The organism is Cellulomonas sp. KRMCY2, assembly GCF_000526515.1.
Classification (GTDB): Bacteria; Actinomycetota; Actinomycetes; order Actinomycetales; family Cellulomonadaceae; genus Actinotalea.
Genome location: NZ_JAGF01000001.1, coordinates 3,775,818 through 3,790,781, shown reverse-complemented (window position 1 = coordinate 3,790,781; position 14,964 = coordinate 3,775,818). Strand labels below are relative to the sequence as shown.

Annotated in this window: 9 protein-coding genes; all 9 read left to right on the top strand. The window is 67.0% G+C overall.

What is annotated here, in order from left to right; genetic code table 11:
* Nucleotides 1-19 precede the first annotated feature (19 nt).
* The 9 genes from K415_RS0117875 (at nt 20) to K415_RS0117835 (ending at nt 14,844) form a co-directional block, all read left to right on the top strand.
* Nucleotides 20-826 carry a carbohydrate ABC transporter permease gene (locus K415_RS0117875; protein WP_024288398.1) on the top strand — a complete coding sequence of 269 codons (807 nt, stop codon included), beginning with the start codon at nt 20-22 and terminating at the stop codon, nt 824-826.
* Nucleotides 717-2,138, top strand: a complete 1,422-nt coding sequence (locus K415_RS0117870) for a family 1 glycosylhydrolase (RefSeq protein WP_081785091.1) — start codon at nt 717-719, stop codon at nt 2,136-2,138. The genes K415_RS0117875 and K415_RS0117870 overlap by 110 nt, the downstream gene beginning before the upstream one ends.
* Nucleotides 2,139-2,143: 5 nt before the next feature.
* Nucleotides 2,144-4,063 (top strand): glycoside hydrolase family 2 protein, encoded by a 1,920-nt coding sequence (locus K415_RS0117865; RefSeq protein WP_369795255.1) that lies wholly within the window; start codon nt 2,144-2,146, stop codon nt 4,061-4,063.
* Nucleotides 4,064-4,357: 294 nt separating this feature from the next.
* Nucleotides 4,358-5,473, top strand: coding sequence for a LacI family DNA-binding transcriptional regulator (locus tag K415_RS0117860; protein ID WP_024288395.1), 1,116 nt, complete (start codon nt 4,358-4,360; stop codon nt 5,471-5,473).
* 202 nt (nt 5,474-5,675) lie between these two features.
* Nucleotides 5,676-7,637 (top strand): arabinofuranosidase catalytic domain-containing protein, encoded by a 1,962-nt coding sequence (locus tag K415_RS24785; protein ID WP_231494929.1) that lies wholly within the window; start codon nt 5,676-5,678, stop codon nt 7,635-7,637.
* Nucleotides 7,638-7,804: 167 nt separating this feature from the next.
* Nucleotides 7,805-8,749 (top strand): alpha/beta hydrolase fold domain-containing protein, encoded by a 945-nt coding sequence (locus tag K415_RS0117850; protein ID WP_024288393.1) that lies wholly within the window; start codon nt 7,805-7,807, stop codon nt 8,747-8,749.
* A gap of 291 nt (nt 8,750-9,040) precedes the next feature.
* Nucleotides 9,041-11,299 (top strand): alpha-L-rhamnosidase, encoded by a 2,259-nt coding sequence (locus K415_RS0117845; RefSeq protein WP_051480637.1) that lies wholly within the window; start codon nt 9,041-9,043, stop codon nt 11,297-11,299.
* 11 nt (nt 11,300-11,310) lie between these two features.
* On the top strand, nt 11,311-13,962 hold the full coding sequence (locus tag K415_RS0117840) for an alpha-L-rhamnosidase (protein WP_155859517.1): 2,652 nt from the start codon (nt 11,311-11,313) through the stop codon (nt 13,960-13,962).
* 18 nt (nt 13,963-13,980) lie between these two features.
* Complete coding sequence (locus K415_RS0117835; RefSeq protein ID WP_081785089.1) at nt 13,981-14,844, top strand: AraC family transcriptional regulator; 864 nt, start codon at nt 13,981-13,983, stop codon at nt 14,842-14,844.
* Nucleotides 14,845-14,964 lie beyond the last annotated feature (120 nt).

Sequence of the window (14,964 nt, the reverse complement as noted above, 5' to 3'; positions counted from 1 at the left end):
CAAGCACTCCCGCGCATGGTTGCTCGCCACCTCCAGGTGGACGTTCCTGAGCATCGGACTGGTACTGGCGCTCGTTCCCTTCATCTGGACGGTCGGCGCATCGTTCCGGCCGGAAAGCGATCTGTTCGGACACCCGGAACGTCTCGTTCCGACGGAATGGACGCTGCACGGCTACCGTCAGATCTGGGAGCAGCTCCCGTTCTTCAGGCTCGTGCTCAACACGATTCTGTTTGCCGGGGTCACGACAACGCTCACAGTGGTGTTCGACTCGATGTGCGCGTACGCCTTGGCCCGTCTGACCTTCCGCGGCAGAACGCTGTGCTTCTGGCTCGTCCTGGCCACACTCATGGTGCCGTTTCAGACGACGCTGATCCCGGTGTTCGAAGAGCTGTACCACCTGGGGTGGCTCAATACCTATCAGGGACTGATCGTCCCTCGTGCCACGAGCGCGTTCGGCATCTTCTTGTTTCGCCAGTTCTTCATGTCGGTACCGCGAGAGCTCGACGAAGCTGCTCGGATCGACGGTGCCGGTCACTTCCGAATCTACTCCCGCATCATCCTTCCCTTGTCGAAGCCGGCCATCGCGACGGTTGCGCTGCTGAACTTCACGGCGCTGTGGAACGATCTTCTGTGGCCGCTGGTCGTCAGCAGCTCGCCCGAGAAGCGCACCCTTCCCGCTGGCCTGGCACTCTTCGCCGGAACCCACGTCACCGATCATGCGGTGCTCATGGCGGGAGCTGTCATCTCGCTGTTGCCGATCGCCTTGGCATTCTTCATGGCCCAGAGATATTTCGTCGCGGGCATATCCACCGCCGGACTCAAGTAGGGGACGAGTGTCCACCAAGGGATTTCAGCAGGGATCGTTCCGCTGGTTGCTCGGCATCGAGGACACCTCGGTGTATCCCCAGCCCGGATCGGGGATGGTCGTTCTCGACGAGTTCGAGCTCACCGGTCATTCACTCCAGTGGAGGGAGGATCTTCTCAGCGTCGCTCGTCTCGGTGCAACGGGTCTTCGATACGGGGTGAACTGGCCCCGTGTTCACCTCGCACCTGGCGTGTTCGACTGGAGCGTCCTCGATGAACGCCTGGAGCTTGCGGTGAACGACCTCGGTCTCGTGGTGATCGCGGACATGGTCCACTACGGGACGCCGACATGGCTCGACGGGTCGTTCGCCGACCCGCGCTATCCGGATCTTGTCGCGGAGTTCTGCGGAGCGTTCGCCGAGCGCTACCGAGGGCTCGTCGACCACATGACTCCGCTGAACGAGCCGCTCACGACCGCCTCGTTCTGCGGACTTCGTGGTGTGTGGCCGCCGGCTCTTGAGGGTTGGCGAGGCTGGACGACCGTGACTCTCGCGATCGTCGAGGGGATACGTCGGTCGGTGGCGGCAGTGCGCACGGCCAACCCTGACGTGGTCATCGTCCACGTCGAGGCCGCCAGCCTGTACGACACTCCCCATGAGCACCTGAGTGCTGAGGTCGGTCACCTGACCGCTGTCGGCGCTCTCCCGACAGACCTGCTCCTGGGTCGCGTCGGTGTCAAGCATCCGATGTGGAGCTGGCTGGTGGAGAACGGTGCATCCGTGGCGGTCCTCGAGGGGCTGCTCATTGCGCCGCCCACCGTCGATCTTCTGGGTGTCAACTACTACCCGGACCTGACGCCTCGGGTGCTCCGAGCAGTGGGCCACGACGTGCACCAGCACACGTCGAACCAGTGGACGGACGGCCTCCGTCTAGTGATCGAGCGGTTCACCGAGCTGTACGGGCTGCCCATGCTCATCACCGAGACCAGCATCGAAGCGGATGAGCTGGTCAGGCGGAAGTGGTTGGAGGAGTCGACGGCGCAGGTGCGGGAGCTTCGTCGCGAAGGCCACGACGTGCGTGGCTATACGTGGTGGCCTCTCATGGACTTCGTTGACTGGTCCTACGCCTCTGGCGGGCGCAACGTCGAGGAGTTCGTGCTCGATCCGTCAACGACCAGCGGCTCTGCGAGCGAGACGTACGCGGAGCGCGGGAGCAGCGTGACGCCGTTCCTGCGGCGCATGGGCCTGGTGTCCCTGGTCGAGCAGGTGACCGGCGTTCTGCATCGCGAGGACACTCTCGCCGCTGCGGCTTTCGAGACGGAGGCCCGAGGATGAGGCCGGTGAGCGCCGACGCTGCGGGATCGTTCTCTCTGCCCCGCGCGAGCGCGCAGGAGGAGCCGCATCCCCGGCCCCAGATGATCCGAGAGCGCTGGGTAGACCTGTGCGGCGAGTGGAGCTTCGCGTACGACGACGGTGACGTCGGCGAGGTCGAGCGTTGGTATCAGAGCGGCGGCGTCTTCGACCGCCGGATCGTGGTTCCGTTCCCGCCGGAGTCCCCGGCGTCCGGGATCGCCGACACCGATGCCCACGAGGTCATGTGGTACCGCCGGGAGATCCTTCAGCATCACATCGAGCAGGTCGGGCACGCCACGGGTGACAGGTTGTTGCTGCACTTCGGCGCCGTCGACTACCGATGCAGCGTGTGGCTGAACGGGGATCTCGTCGGTCGGCACGAAGGAGGGCACACCCCCTTCACGTTCAAGATCCAGAACCTCCTGCGCGCGGGGGTGTCCCAGGTGCTGGTCGTGCGTGTCGAGGACCGAACGGCTGACGTGGCCCAACCACGTGGGAAGCAGGACTGGCTCCCGCACGCGCACAAGGTCTGGTACGACCGGACGTCGGGAATCTGGCAGCCGGTCTGGCTCGAGGCGACGCCCGTCGTGGCGGTGGAGCAGGTGCACTGGACCGCGGACGTGCCGGGAGCCACGGTCAGCCTGGAGCTGCGCCTCTCCAGGCCGCCCGAGCCGGGGACGCTCTGCGAGGTGCAGCTCTCGCACGGCGACGTGGTGGTCGGGGGCGCGACGTTCCCTCTCGACGGGCAACGCGCGAGGCAGGTGATCTCCGTCCCGGCGCTGACCAACGGACAGGGAGCTGAAGAGCTCCTGTGGAGCCCCGAGTCGCCCACGCTCATCGATGCCACAGTCGTGCTCCACGCCGCGGGGCGGGACCAGGTCTGGTCGTATCTCGGCATCCGCTCGACGAGCGTTGGGTCCGGCCACTTCTTGCTCAACGATCGTCCATACTTCGTCCGCTCGGTGCTCAGCCAGGGCTACTGGCCGACGTCCCACCTGGCTGCACCGACTCCGCGGGCGCTGCGGGAGGAGGTGGAGCTCATCCTTGCGCTCGGCTTCAACGCGGCAAGGATCCACCAAAAGGTCGAGGATCCTCGATTCATCTTCTGGGCAGATCGGCTCGGTCTCCTGCTGTGGGGCGAGGCTCCTGCAGCGCTGGAGTTCTCACCGACCGCGATGTGCCGTACGACGCGTGAGTGGCTCGAGACGCTGGACCGCGACCGATCCCATCCGTCGATCGTCACATGGGTGCCGCTGAACGAGAGCTGGGGCGTCCAGCACATCTCGCACGACCCGGCTCAGGTCAGCTTCGTGCGGGCGCTCGTGGGCCTGACCAAGGCGATCGACCCGACCCGGCCGGTCATCTCCAACGATGGGTGGGAGCACGTCGAGTCCGACATCCTCACCATCCACGACTACGCGGATGATCCGGCTGTACTCGGGACCCGCTACGCAACGCGTGACGGCCTGACGCGCATGCTCCAGGGGGTCGGCCCAGAGGGCCGAAAGATCGTTCTGGCGGGCGAGGGCTCCAGCGCGACGCCCGCCATGTTGACCGAGTTCGGCGGTGTCAGCTTCGCAGCGCCGACACTCGACACAGGGCGTCCGACCTGGGGGTACTCGACGGTGTCGTCGTCGCAGGACTTCGAGAACCGCCTGGAAGAGATCCATGGGGCGCTCAGGTCGAGCACATGGCTCGCGGGTACCTGCTACACGCAGCTGACCGACACTCTGCAGGAGACCAACGGACTTGTCGGCGCCGATCGGAGGCCGAAGCTCGGGATCGCCGCCATCCGTGCAGTGATCACGGGCACGCGGGTCGACGCCACTACCCCAGGGGACGTCACGACTGCGTGGCGTAGCGGGACACCAGGAGATCCCGCACCGGGGCGCGCCTCGTCGGAATGACCTGAGGGGACCGAGTTCGCGGCGGTGACGACGGCGAGCTCCGACCATCCCGATAACGAGGAGTACGTCCCGGCTGCGCCGCGTGGCGTCGCCGCATGCGCAGGTGCACAGCACTCGCGCAGCCCGGATCGCTCACGTACACCTCAGGGCTCGCCGCGTCGGGGGAGGGGCCCGAGTCTGCCACGGCGTACCGTCGGCTGGTCGCGATAGGCTCGCACTAAAGCAGGTGGAGCATAGGATCCGGCCGTCCTCGCGGCGGCTTCTACCTCCCGCGATCGATGGGACGACTTCACCATGACCAGGCGAATCCCGAGCGGGAAGTCGGTCACGCTACGGGATGTTGCCGACCGCGTCGGAATCACTCCCGCAGCGGTGTCGATGGCGCTTGCCGGGAGCACGCGCATCAGCGCACGGACGCGCGCGTCCGTGCAAGAGGCTGCGGCCGACCTGGGTTATGTTGGCAGTTCTGCCGCGCGAGCCCTACGCAAGCAACAGGCAGGGGCTATTGCCCTGATCGTTCCGACGACGGCGACGCATGTCTTCGGCCACAGCTACTTCATGCATATTCTCAGCGGCGTCTCGACATCGGCCAACGAGCGAGACGTCCAGCTGCTCATCTCGACCAGCAACGACGAGTCGAACGGTGTCGCCGCTTACGAGCGGGTGATGAGATCGAAGAGTGCCGACGGGGCGATCCTGACGAGCGCTGCCATCGTCGACCCGACGATCGGACGCCTCGCGAGCAGCGGGTTCCCGATGGTGCTCATCGGGAATTATCCCGAGATCCCCTCAGCTGTGACGGTCGGCATCGACGACTTCCGTGCCTCTGGATTCGTGACCGACCACCTCATCGAGGTGCACGGGCGCTCGCGGCTGCTCCACGTGGCCGGCCCGCTCGACCACCAGACCGGGATCGATCGTCGCGACGGCTTCCTTGACTCCCTCGAGCGGCATGGAATGTCGAGTGACGGCTTCGTCGTCGAAGGTGACTTCAGCGAAGCCTCGGGGTTCGCCGCCATCAGCGACCTGTCCCTGCACGATCGGACCTTCGACGGGATGGTCTTCGCCAACGACGACATGGCGTTCGGCGGGCTGCAGGCGCTCGAGCTGCAGCGGATCGAGGTTCCTCGCGACGTGTCGATCGTGGGATTTGACGACTTCGGACTTTCCCGCGTCACAACACCAGGGATCTCGACGGTCCATGTTCCTGCCGAATACATGGCGAGACTCGCCGCGGATCGACTCTTCCAGCTCATTGCGGGCGAGGTGGGTGGCTGGACGCGCAAGGAGGTAGGAGTCAGCTTTGTCCCGCGCCGCTCATGTGGCTGCGAGGAGCCCGCGCCCCGGCTTGCGACCCCGGGCCCCAGGTCGACAGAGGCACCGACAGCGTCGGTGCCCATCACGCCGTAGTTGCTGCGCCGAGCGCGGCCGGCCCTTGGCGCCGCTATCGGTCGTCCATTATCCAGGAAACGGCATCTGGCGCTGGGTGAATCGTCCATGCTCTGACGCAGTTGCCTATGGTCGAGCGGCACGGCCTGACCTAGCCTTCGAGGGTCCGCCGCAGTGGTGGCAAGAGGGGCGCCAGAGTGAAGATCGTCGCCATGGTGCACACGTGTCCCGCCTGCAGCCTCGAAGAGCAATCGAAGCGATGGAGCTTCAGGAATGGATGACCATGTCGATAGCGTCCTTAGCCCCCGATCGTCGAAGCCGACGGCGGGGGGCTTCTGTGCTCCTCGCCGTGACGGCGATCGTGATCGCTTTCGGAACGAGTCTACTGAATGCTAGCCCCGCCTCGGCGGTAGGGCAGCTGCCGTGCGACATCTACGCCACGGGCGGCACTCCGTGCGTCGCTGCGTTCAGCTCTACCCGAGCTCTCTTCCAGAACTACAACGGGCCGCTCTACCAAGTCAAACGCGCTTCGAACAACCAGACCCTGGATATCGGGCTGCTCGCGGTTGGCGACTACGCCAACGCCGCTGCACAGGATGCGTTCTGTGCTGGTACCACCTGCGTGATCACGATCGTCTACGACCAGACCTCGAACCACAACGACCTCACGCCCGCCCCGGGCGGCCCGTTGGGAGGACCGAACAACCCCGCGGTCGCCAACAAGCTCCCGGTCACGCTCGCCGGCCACTCGGTCTACGGCATCTACCTTCCACCAGTGACTGGATATCGCCGAGCGGTTGTGACGGGCACCGCGGTGAATGGTCAACCTGAGTCCATGTACATGGTGGCAAGTGGCACGAACGTCAACAACGGATGCTGTGCCGACTTCGGCAACGTCGAGGTGCAGGTTGCCGACACCGGCAACGGCCACATGGACACGCTCAACCTGTCATTGATGAATTCTCCGGGCGCTACCGGAAACGGCCCTTGGGTACAGGCGGATCTCGAGAACGGCGTCTTCCAGGGCTTCACCACGGTATACCCGCCGAACGCTGGCATCCCACTTACGAAATTCGTCACCGCCACGCTCAAGAACAACGGCCAGACAACCTTCGCGCTGAAGGCGGGCAACGCTCAGTCCGGGGCGTTGACGACGTACTACAGCGGCTCGCTGCCTGCGGGCGGATACGCGCCGATGCATCAGGAGGGCTCCATCGTCCTCGGCGTCGGCGGCGACAACAGCCAGAAGGGAACCAGCTCCTTCTTCGAGGGGGTCATGACGTTCGGGTACGCGTCGGATGCCACCGAGAACGCAGTCCAGGCCAATGTCGTCGCGGCGGGCTACTCGGGGGAGACCTCGGGTGGCGGGCCGGGCTCGACGATTGTCGGGCCGGGCGGGAAGTGCGTTGATGTGGAAGGCGACGACACCGCGGGCCTCACCGCACACGTCCAGCTGTGGGACTGCAAGGATCTCGCCGCCGACCAGCATTGGAGCGCGTCGGCCACGGGCGGAGGGATCGCCAACGGCACGCTGACCACGCTGGGGCTCTGCCTCGACGTCACGGGGAACGGCACGGCGAACTTCAGCCCCGTTGAGCTATGGACGTGCAACGGAGGCGGAGCGCAGGTCTGGATTCCACAGCCTGACGGATCCCTGAAGAACCCGCAGTCGGGTCGGTGCCTCGATGACCCGATGGGTGTCACGACCAACGGAACCGACCTACAGATCTACGACTGCAACGGGAATACGGCACAACAGTTCACCATCACCAACGGTGTTCCGCTCAAGGTCGAAGGGAAGTGTCTTGACCTCGAGGGGGTGGAGAGCGGAAGCAACGGCGAGAGAGTGATCCTCTGGGATTGCACGACACTCCACTCCGGCGAGGCCGCCGACAGGGACCAGCAGTGGCGCCTCTACCCGGACCAGACGATCCGAGTGCTCACTAGCGGTCGTTGCCTGGATGTTGTGGGCAACGGGACTGCTCTGTTCACTCAGGTGGAAGTGTGGGACTGCAACGGTGTGGGCGGGCAGAAATGGGTGCCCCAGGCGAACGGCTCGCTCAAGAACCCGCAGTCGGGGCTATGCCTCGATCTGCCCGGTGGCTTGACCAACAATGGGCGAGTCATGCAGATCTACACCTGCAACGGAGAGCAAGCCCAGGTCATCAAGATCAACGGTTTCTGATGCAGGCGTGATGGGAGAGTAGTCAGCTGCTCCTTGCGGGTCGGACGCCGTTCTTCAGGCGCCCGACCCGCACCTGCGGTCTTGAGCCCGCGCTCCGACTTCGGGATCTCCGTGGAGTGCCTCGCCCGGTGGTCTGCGAGCGACCACAACCTGACATCGGAGACCTCATGCCGTTCGACCCCTTCCTGTCTGCGAAGCTGCACCTGCTCGAGGGCGCGTCCTGGTCGTCGATCGATGCGGGGACTCTGGCGCGGGTCCAGGAGTACAGCCGCGATCCTGCCGAGTGGTCGGCTCCCGCCGAGGTGAGCATCCGGGACGACGAGGTCGCCGGTCTCCACGGTCCCGTGCGCTGCCGCGTGTACAACCCCGCGCGTCCGTCGGGAATCGGCCTGGTGTGGGCCCACGGCGGCGGCTTCGGTGGAGGGGACCTGGAGATGCCGGAGGCTCACATGGTCGCCGCGGAGCTCGCGGCCCGCGCCGGCACCGTGGTCGTGAGCGTCGACTACCGGCTGGCCGCGGACGGTGTGCGCTATCCCGTGCCGATCGACGACGTCAGTGCGGTGTGGTCGAGCGTCGTGAACGGGGAGGACCTCCTGGGGACGGAAGGACTCGAGTGGCTCGCCCTCGGTGGGGCGAGTGCGGGCGCCGCACTGGCGCTGGCCACGTCGATGCGGATGCGCGATGGCAAGGGCACCCCGCCCGCCGCCTTGCTGGTGGCCTATCCGTTCGCGCACTTCCCCAACCCGGCGCCGGAGCCGGCGCTGAGCGCGGAGCTTGCCGGACTGCCCCAGATCCTGCGCTTCTCGCCGGAGTCCGTGGAGGACATGGTGCGCAACTACGTGGGGCGCGTCACCGATCTCCCGGCCGATGCGCTGCCGGGCGCCGCTGCGCTCGGGGGTCTCCCGCCCGTGCACCTGTTGATCTCCGAGTACGACGACCTCCGTTCCTCGGCCGAGCTGCTCCAGCGACAGCTCGTCGAGGTCGGCGTTCCCGTGACCGCGCACCTCGCTCCCGGAATGCCCCACGGCCACCTGAACCGCACCCCGTCGTTGCCGGAGGTCGACCGGTCGCTCGACTACTTCGCCGCAGCGCTCCGTGGGGGCTTGGTCTGAGCCCGGTGATCCGGGGCCGCCGCGCCAGTAGTCCGTCCCGTCCCCCGCAAGGTCGCCTCCGACTCGCCACCGTCGGGTGGAGTCCGACAGGTCGAGCACAGATGGCGCACGCACCCGACGTCCGGCGTGTCTTGACACGGGTAACAGTTGCCTGGTCTAATTAGTTAATCGATATAGCGGACAAGGGCAACGACGGCAGCGGTGCTGCCATCGTGATGCTGGCGTCCAGCACGTCACACCCAGCGAGACTGGTGGGAGCGGATTCGGATGCAGCGCTCATGGAGTGCCCTCATGATCGCTGCCGACCAGGACCGCGCGGGCGCTCCTCTCCTTCGGACGGAGCGCCGCGTCGAGGTGGTTCACGGAACCGTCACCCGTGCGGCTCTGGCGGTGACGGCGCTCGGCATCGTGGAGTGCTACGTCGGCGGTCGCGCCGTGAGCGACGAGGTGCTCACACCCGGGTGGTCGGCGTACGAGTGGCGGCTCCGATATCGCACGCACGACGTCACACAGCTGGTGCGAGAGGCTGGTGCGCACCTGGTGCTGGGCCTTGCGTTGGGCCGCGGTTGGGCTTGCGGACGGCTCGGCTACACGGGTGGGCGTGCTTTCTACGCACAAGAGCCTTCCGCCATCGCCGAGCTCTGCATCGAGTTCGCGGATGGACACGTGCAGACGATCGTGACCGATGCGTCGTGGCAGGCAGGACCGTCATGCGTGACGGCCAACGACCTGTACGACGGGCAGTCGATCGATGCGCGGCTGCGCGACGACTCCTGGCTCAGTCCGGGAGCGATGCTGAACGACTGGGGCGGGGTGCACCCTGTGGAGTTCGACAGCTCTCGACTGGTCGCCTACAGAAGCCCCGTCGTCCGGCGTCAGGAGACGCTCGGGCCACTCGCGATCTGGACGAGCGGGTCAGGATCGACTCTCGTCGACTTCGGGCAGAACCTCGTCGGGTGGGTTCGCCTGCGGGCTCGCGGCGAACCTGGATCCGTCATCACCGTGCGGCACGCCGAGGTTCTCGACCATGGCGAGCTCGGTGTCCGTCCACTACGGTCGGCGCTCGCGACCGATCGGTTCGTCCTCAGCGGGGCTGACGACACGTTCGAACCGACCTTCACAGCCCACGGGTTCCGGTACGCCCAGGTCGACGGCTTCCCCGGGATCCTGCAGGCGGACGACCTGGAGGCGGTCGTCGTCCATACCGACCTCGACCGCATCGGAGCGTTCGAGTGCTCTGATCCGGCCGTCACGAGACTGCACGAGAACGTCGTCTGGAGCCTCAAGGGCAACGTCCTCGACGTGCCGACCGACTGCCCCCAACGGGACGAACGCCTCGGATGGACGGGGGATCTCGCCGTCGTCGCCCCCGCCGCGGCCTATCTCTTCGACGTGTCGGCGTTCCTCGACGACTGGATGGCCGACCTCGCAGCCGAGCAGCGGGCCGCGGATGGTCGCGTCCCCTTCGTCGTGCCGGACCTGCTGAAGCTGGATCAGAAGGCACGTGGCATGTTCCCGCCGATGGAGAGTGTCGCGATCTGGTCCGACGTAGCCGCGTGGCTGCCGTGGACCCTGTGGCAGGCGTACGGAGACCGCGAGGCCCTGACCCGACACTTCCCGGCGATGGTCGCCCACGTCCGGCGGGTCGAGCGCCTGCTGTCCGCACGCGGACTCTGGGAGGGTGGCTTCCAGTTCGGCGACTGGCTCGACCCCGACGCTCCTGCAGATGACGCTGCCAAGGCCAAGGCTGACAAGGCGGTCGTCGCGACAGCGGCGTTCTACCGATCGGCCGCGATCACCGCCGCAGCCGCGCGCGTGCTCGATGACGCCCCGACGGCCGACGCGATGACCGGCCTCGCAGCCAGGCTCAGGGGTGCGTTCAGGGAGCACTTCGTGTACGACGGCGGCCACGTGGTCAGTGACTGTCAAACCGTGTACGCCTTGGCAATCTGCTTCGGTCTGCTCGACGGGTCAGAGCGCGACGTCGCGGGTGCGCGCCTGGCGAGCCTCGTCGCCGGATCCGGGTACCGGATCGCGACCGGTTTCGCCGGCACTCCCTTCGTGCTGGACGCGTTGACCGACACGGGCCATGTCCAGTCCGCGTACCGCATGCTGCTGCAGCCGGAGCCACCCGGTTGGATGTACCCGATCCGGATGGGCGCCACCACCATGTGGGAACGCTGGGACTCCATGCTGCCGGACGGCTCGATCAACCCGGGTGAGATGACGAGCTTCAACCACTACGCGTTCGGGTCCGTGGCCGACTGGCTCCATCGAGTCGTGCTGGGGATCGCACCTGGGAGCCCCGGATACGGCGACGTCATCATCGCGCCGCGAGCCGGCGGCGGACTGTCCTGGGCGCGAGGTTCCCTGCGCACGCCGCGCGGGCTGGTGTCGCTCAGCTGGTCACGAGGGGACGGCGACTCGATCACGCTGGACGTCAGCGTGCCGGATGGCATGCGCGCGATCGTGCGCTTGCCGGGTGAGCCCGAGCACCAGCTCGCCGGCGGACAGCGGAGCTTTCGGTACACGACCCACGTGGCGCCGTGACCAGGAAGGCGATGACCGACTCAGCAACCACGGTCACCGCGCTGCGCACGAACCACCCCCGGGGCCTGCTCGGCGTCCCGAGCGGCCGCTTGGTGGTCAGCTGGCGCGTCCGGTCGAGCGACCCGGCAGCGCAACAGCTGGCATTCGAGCTGCAGTCCTGCGCTGACGAGGACTTCGAGGTGATCACGTCGACGGGCGTCGTCAGTGGTGCGTCCGCGATCGCACGCGACGCTCCGGGCGGGCCTCTGGCCTCCCGGGAGGTCCGGTTCCTTCGGGTGCGGATCGCCACGCACAGGGGCTGGACCAGATGGAGCCCGGTGTGCCGCGTGGAAGCGGGACTCACGCAGGTCTCGGACTGGCACGCCCGCGCGGTGGGCATCCCTTGCACGCCGGGGGGCCCATCTCCCCTGCTGAGGCGCGAGTTCGTCGTGCGGGACGTCCCGCTCCGGGCTCGGCTGCATGTCACCTCCTTGGGCGTGAACGACATCGCCATCAATGGTCAGAGGGTCTCGGGGGACCATCTGGCGCCTGGCTGGACGCCTTATCACCAGCGCCTCCTGGTCTCGACCCACGATGTGACCGACCTTCTGGTCCGCGGTCTCAACGCCATCGGGGCCGCGCTGGGCGACGGGTGGTTCCGTGGACGGCTCGGCTGGCTCGGCGTCGACCAGCACTACGGCGGGGAGCTCGCTCTCATCGCACAGCTGGAGATCACCTACCCCGACGGATCCACGGATCGAGTCGTCACGGACGAGGCGTGGCGGGGCTCGATCGGCCACATCCGTGCCTCCGGCATCTATGACGGGGTCGACATCGACTGGCGCATGGAACCGACAGGGTGGGGCTCGGCAGGCTTCGATGACGCGTCGTGGCAGCCTGTCCGCCTGGTGCCTTGGCAGATGGAGGTCCTGGCCGCGGCCGGAGCCCCGCCGATCCGTGAGATACGGACGTTCACCATGCGGGTGGAGCGGGCCGGTGAGGGGTTGATCCTCGACGCGGGCCAGAACCTGGCGGGATGGGTTCGACTCACCGTTCGCGGTCATGCCGGCGATCGAGTCGTCGTTCGGCACGCCGAGATGCTGGACACCAGCGGCGACCTGCTCACGATGCCGCTGCGATCGGCTCGGGCCACCGACACCTACCTCCTGCGAGACGAGGGCGTCACGACGCTGGAACCGGTGTTCACGTTCCACGGGTTCCGCTTCGCGGAGGTGACGGGCGACGCCGAGGTCCTGTCTGCGGTCGCCGTGGCCATCAGCAGCGACAACGAGCCGCGTGGCGACTTCGAGACCGCCGAGCCTGCCCTGGTTCGACTGCACGACAACGTCGTCTGGTCGCAGCTCAGCAACTTCCTCTCGGTTCCCACCGACTGCCCGCAGCGTGACGAACGGCTGGGCTGGACGGGCGATGCGCAGGCATTCGCGGCCACGGCGAGCACACTCTTCGACACCGCGGCGTTCTGGCAGTCCTGGCTCGTTGATCTCGCGCTCGAGCAAGAGGCCGACGGCGGCGTCACTGCGGTGGTCCCCAACGTCCTGGACCCTGAGGCGATCGTCGTCGAGGGAAGCCCGGTGGGCGTCGTGGGCCGAGCCGGCTGGGGCGACGCCGCCACGATCGTGCCCTGGGCCGTCTACGAGTCCTACGGTGATGACTCGGTGCTCCGACGGCAGCTGCCGAGCATGCGAGCGTGGATCAGCCACCTCCTTGCGCGCCGCGGCCCGGACGGGCTCCTTCCCACGGAGTTCCAGTTCGGCGACTGGCTGGACCCGGATGCCGCGCTGCCGTGGAAGGCGAAGGTCTCGGGGGACTTCGTCGCCAACGCGTTCTTTGCCCACAGCGCACGAATCCTGGCCCGCGCTGAGGCCCTCGTCGGTGATCGGGCGAGGGCTGCGCAGGCCTCCGCCCTCGCGGATGAGGTCGCGGGGCTGGCGTGGGCTCGCCACGGGCCTGCGGCGCTCGCCAGTCAGACGGGGTGCGCGCTGGCGCTGCAGCTCGCCGTCGCACCCGCGAGCGAACGAGCCCGGGTCGCGGCCGCCCTCGCCGCGGACGTCGATCGCCGGTCGGGTGCCATCGCCACAGGCTTCCTCGGAACCCCGCTCGTCCTCGAGGCGTTGTCGAACACCGGGCATGTCGAGCAGGCCTACCGCATGCTCCTACGACGCGACGCACCCTCCTGGCTGTACCAGGTCGAGGTCGGCGCCACGACCGTGTGGGAACGGTGGGACGCGCTGCGACCGGACGGGAGCGTCAACCCGGCAGACCCGACCGACCCCGCCAGCCCCAACCTGCTCTCACTGAACCACTACGCGTACGGCGCGGTGGTCGACTGGATGTATCGCAACGTGGCGGGGCTCGCGCCGGTAGCCGACGCGCCGGGCTACCAGTCGGTGCTCATCGCGCCCCGCCCCACGGTCGGCGTGCCGTGGGCTCGCGCGGCGATCGACACGAGCCTCGGGCGGCTGGCCATCGACTGGACCCTGAGGCCGCACGGCGACGTGCGGATCGACCTGGAGATTCCCTTCGGTACGACGGCCGTGCTCGCTCTTCCGATCACGGAACGCTCGATCATCACGGTGGACGGTGAGATGTCCCATGACGGTGCACGACTGACGCACGGAGACCACCAGATCGTCGTCACGGCACCATCCGTCGCGTCCGTCTAGTGCCGCGGGGTTTCGTGCATGGATACGGCGAGCGATGGCGGGCCAGTTCTCATCGGGGCCAACTGGTATCGGTTCCGTAGTGGGGAGCGCATCAGTCATGCTCACGTGCAGAGCGTATCGTTCGTCTGGGTGGCTCACGGCACAGGAACGATCGTCAGCGGCGGTCAGTCCTTCGCTATGACGACCCATGCGATCCTTCGATTGCCGTGGCGTCACGACGTGCACTACCGCCCGGACGCGCATTCTCCGTTCCACGTCGGGATCATTCACTTGATCCCGTGGCACGATGCCGCTGTGCCGGTCGAACCACGGGTCGCATTCCAGAGTGGGGATGCGCTGGTCACGGCTCCGTGGCGGCGAGCGGCGGCGCTGGGCGAGCATCCGGTGATGATGTCGAGCCGGTCCATCTCTGGGCGAAACGTCATCGCTCTCGCTTCTCACGGTGTTGAGCGGTTTCTGACTGGGAGAACAGGCGAAGCACCGCTGCGCGCGCTCGGTGTGCTCATATCGGACGAGAGCTCCGACTGGGCGGCAACCGAATCAGTTGCCCAGGGCTTCCCGACCCTGCTCGACCTGATGATCGACTGCATCCTCCGAAACATTGATCGACACCTCACCGTCGCTGAGATCGCCGATGCGGGGCAATGCAGCATCACCACGACGGAACGGTTGTTCGCGCGCTACACGGGATTGTCGGTGATTGCGTGGTCGCGGCTCAGACGAATGCAGGAGGCCGCGCTCTTGCTGCGCACGAGCGACCTTCGCGTCAACGAGGTCGCACGGCACGTCGGCTACGTCGATCCTCTCTACTTCTCTCGGGTGTTCAGCGGAGTCTATGGCGTAGCGCCCAGCAAATACGCCTCGAGTCAACTGCGCCCCTAGCCTCGCTCTTTCATGGGGCGCCGGTGCTCGGTCGTAGTGGCGGCCGGGCCGTCGGGTCGGGGTGATTTTGGCATCTGGGTGTGACAGCGGCCCGAGTGTCGTCTCGGGTGGTCACCGAGC

Excerpts from the sequence above, each read along its gene's own strand:
- K415_RS0117870 (WP_081785091.1), top strand. The coding sequence starts at position 717 with ATGCGGTGCTCATGGCGGGAGCTGTCATCTCGCTGTTGCCGATCGCCT.
- K415_RS0117860 (WP_024288395.1), top strand. The coding sequence starts at position 4,358 with ATGACCAGGCGAATCCCGAGCGGGAAGTCGGTCACGCTACGGGATGTT.
- K415_RS0117850 (WP_024288393.1), top strand. The coding sequence starts at position 7,805 with ATGCCGTTCGACCCCTTCCTGTCTGCGAAGCTGCACCTGCTCGAGGGC.
- K415_RS0117845 (WP_051480637.1), top strand. The coding sequence starts at position 9,041 with ATGATCGCTGCCGACCAGGACCGCGCGGGCGCTCCTCTCCTTCGGACG.
- K415_RS0117840 (WP_155859517.1), top strand. The coding sequence starts at position 11,311 with ATGACCGACTCAGCAACCACGGTCACCGCGCTGCGCACGAACCACCCC.
- K415_RS0117835 (WP_081785089.1), top strand. The coding sequence starts at position 13,981 with ATGGATACGGCGAGCGATGGCGGGCCAGTTCTCATCGGGGCCAACTGG.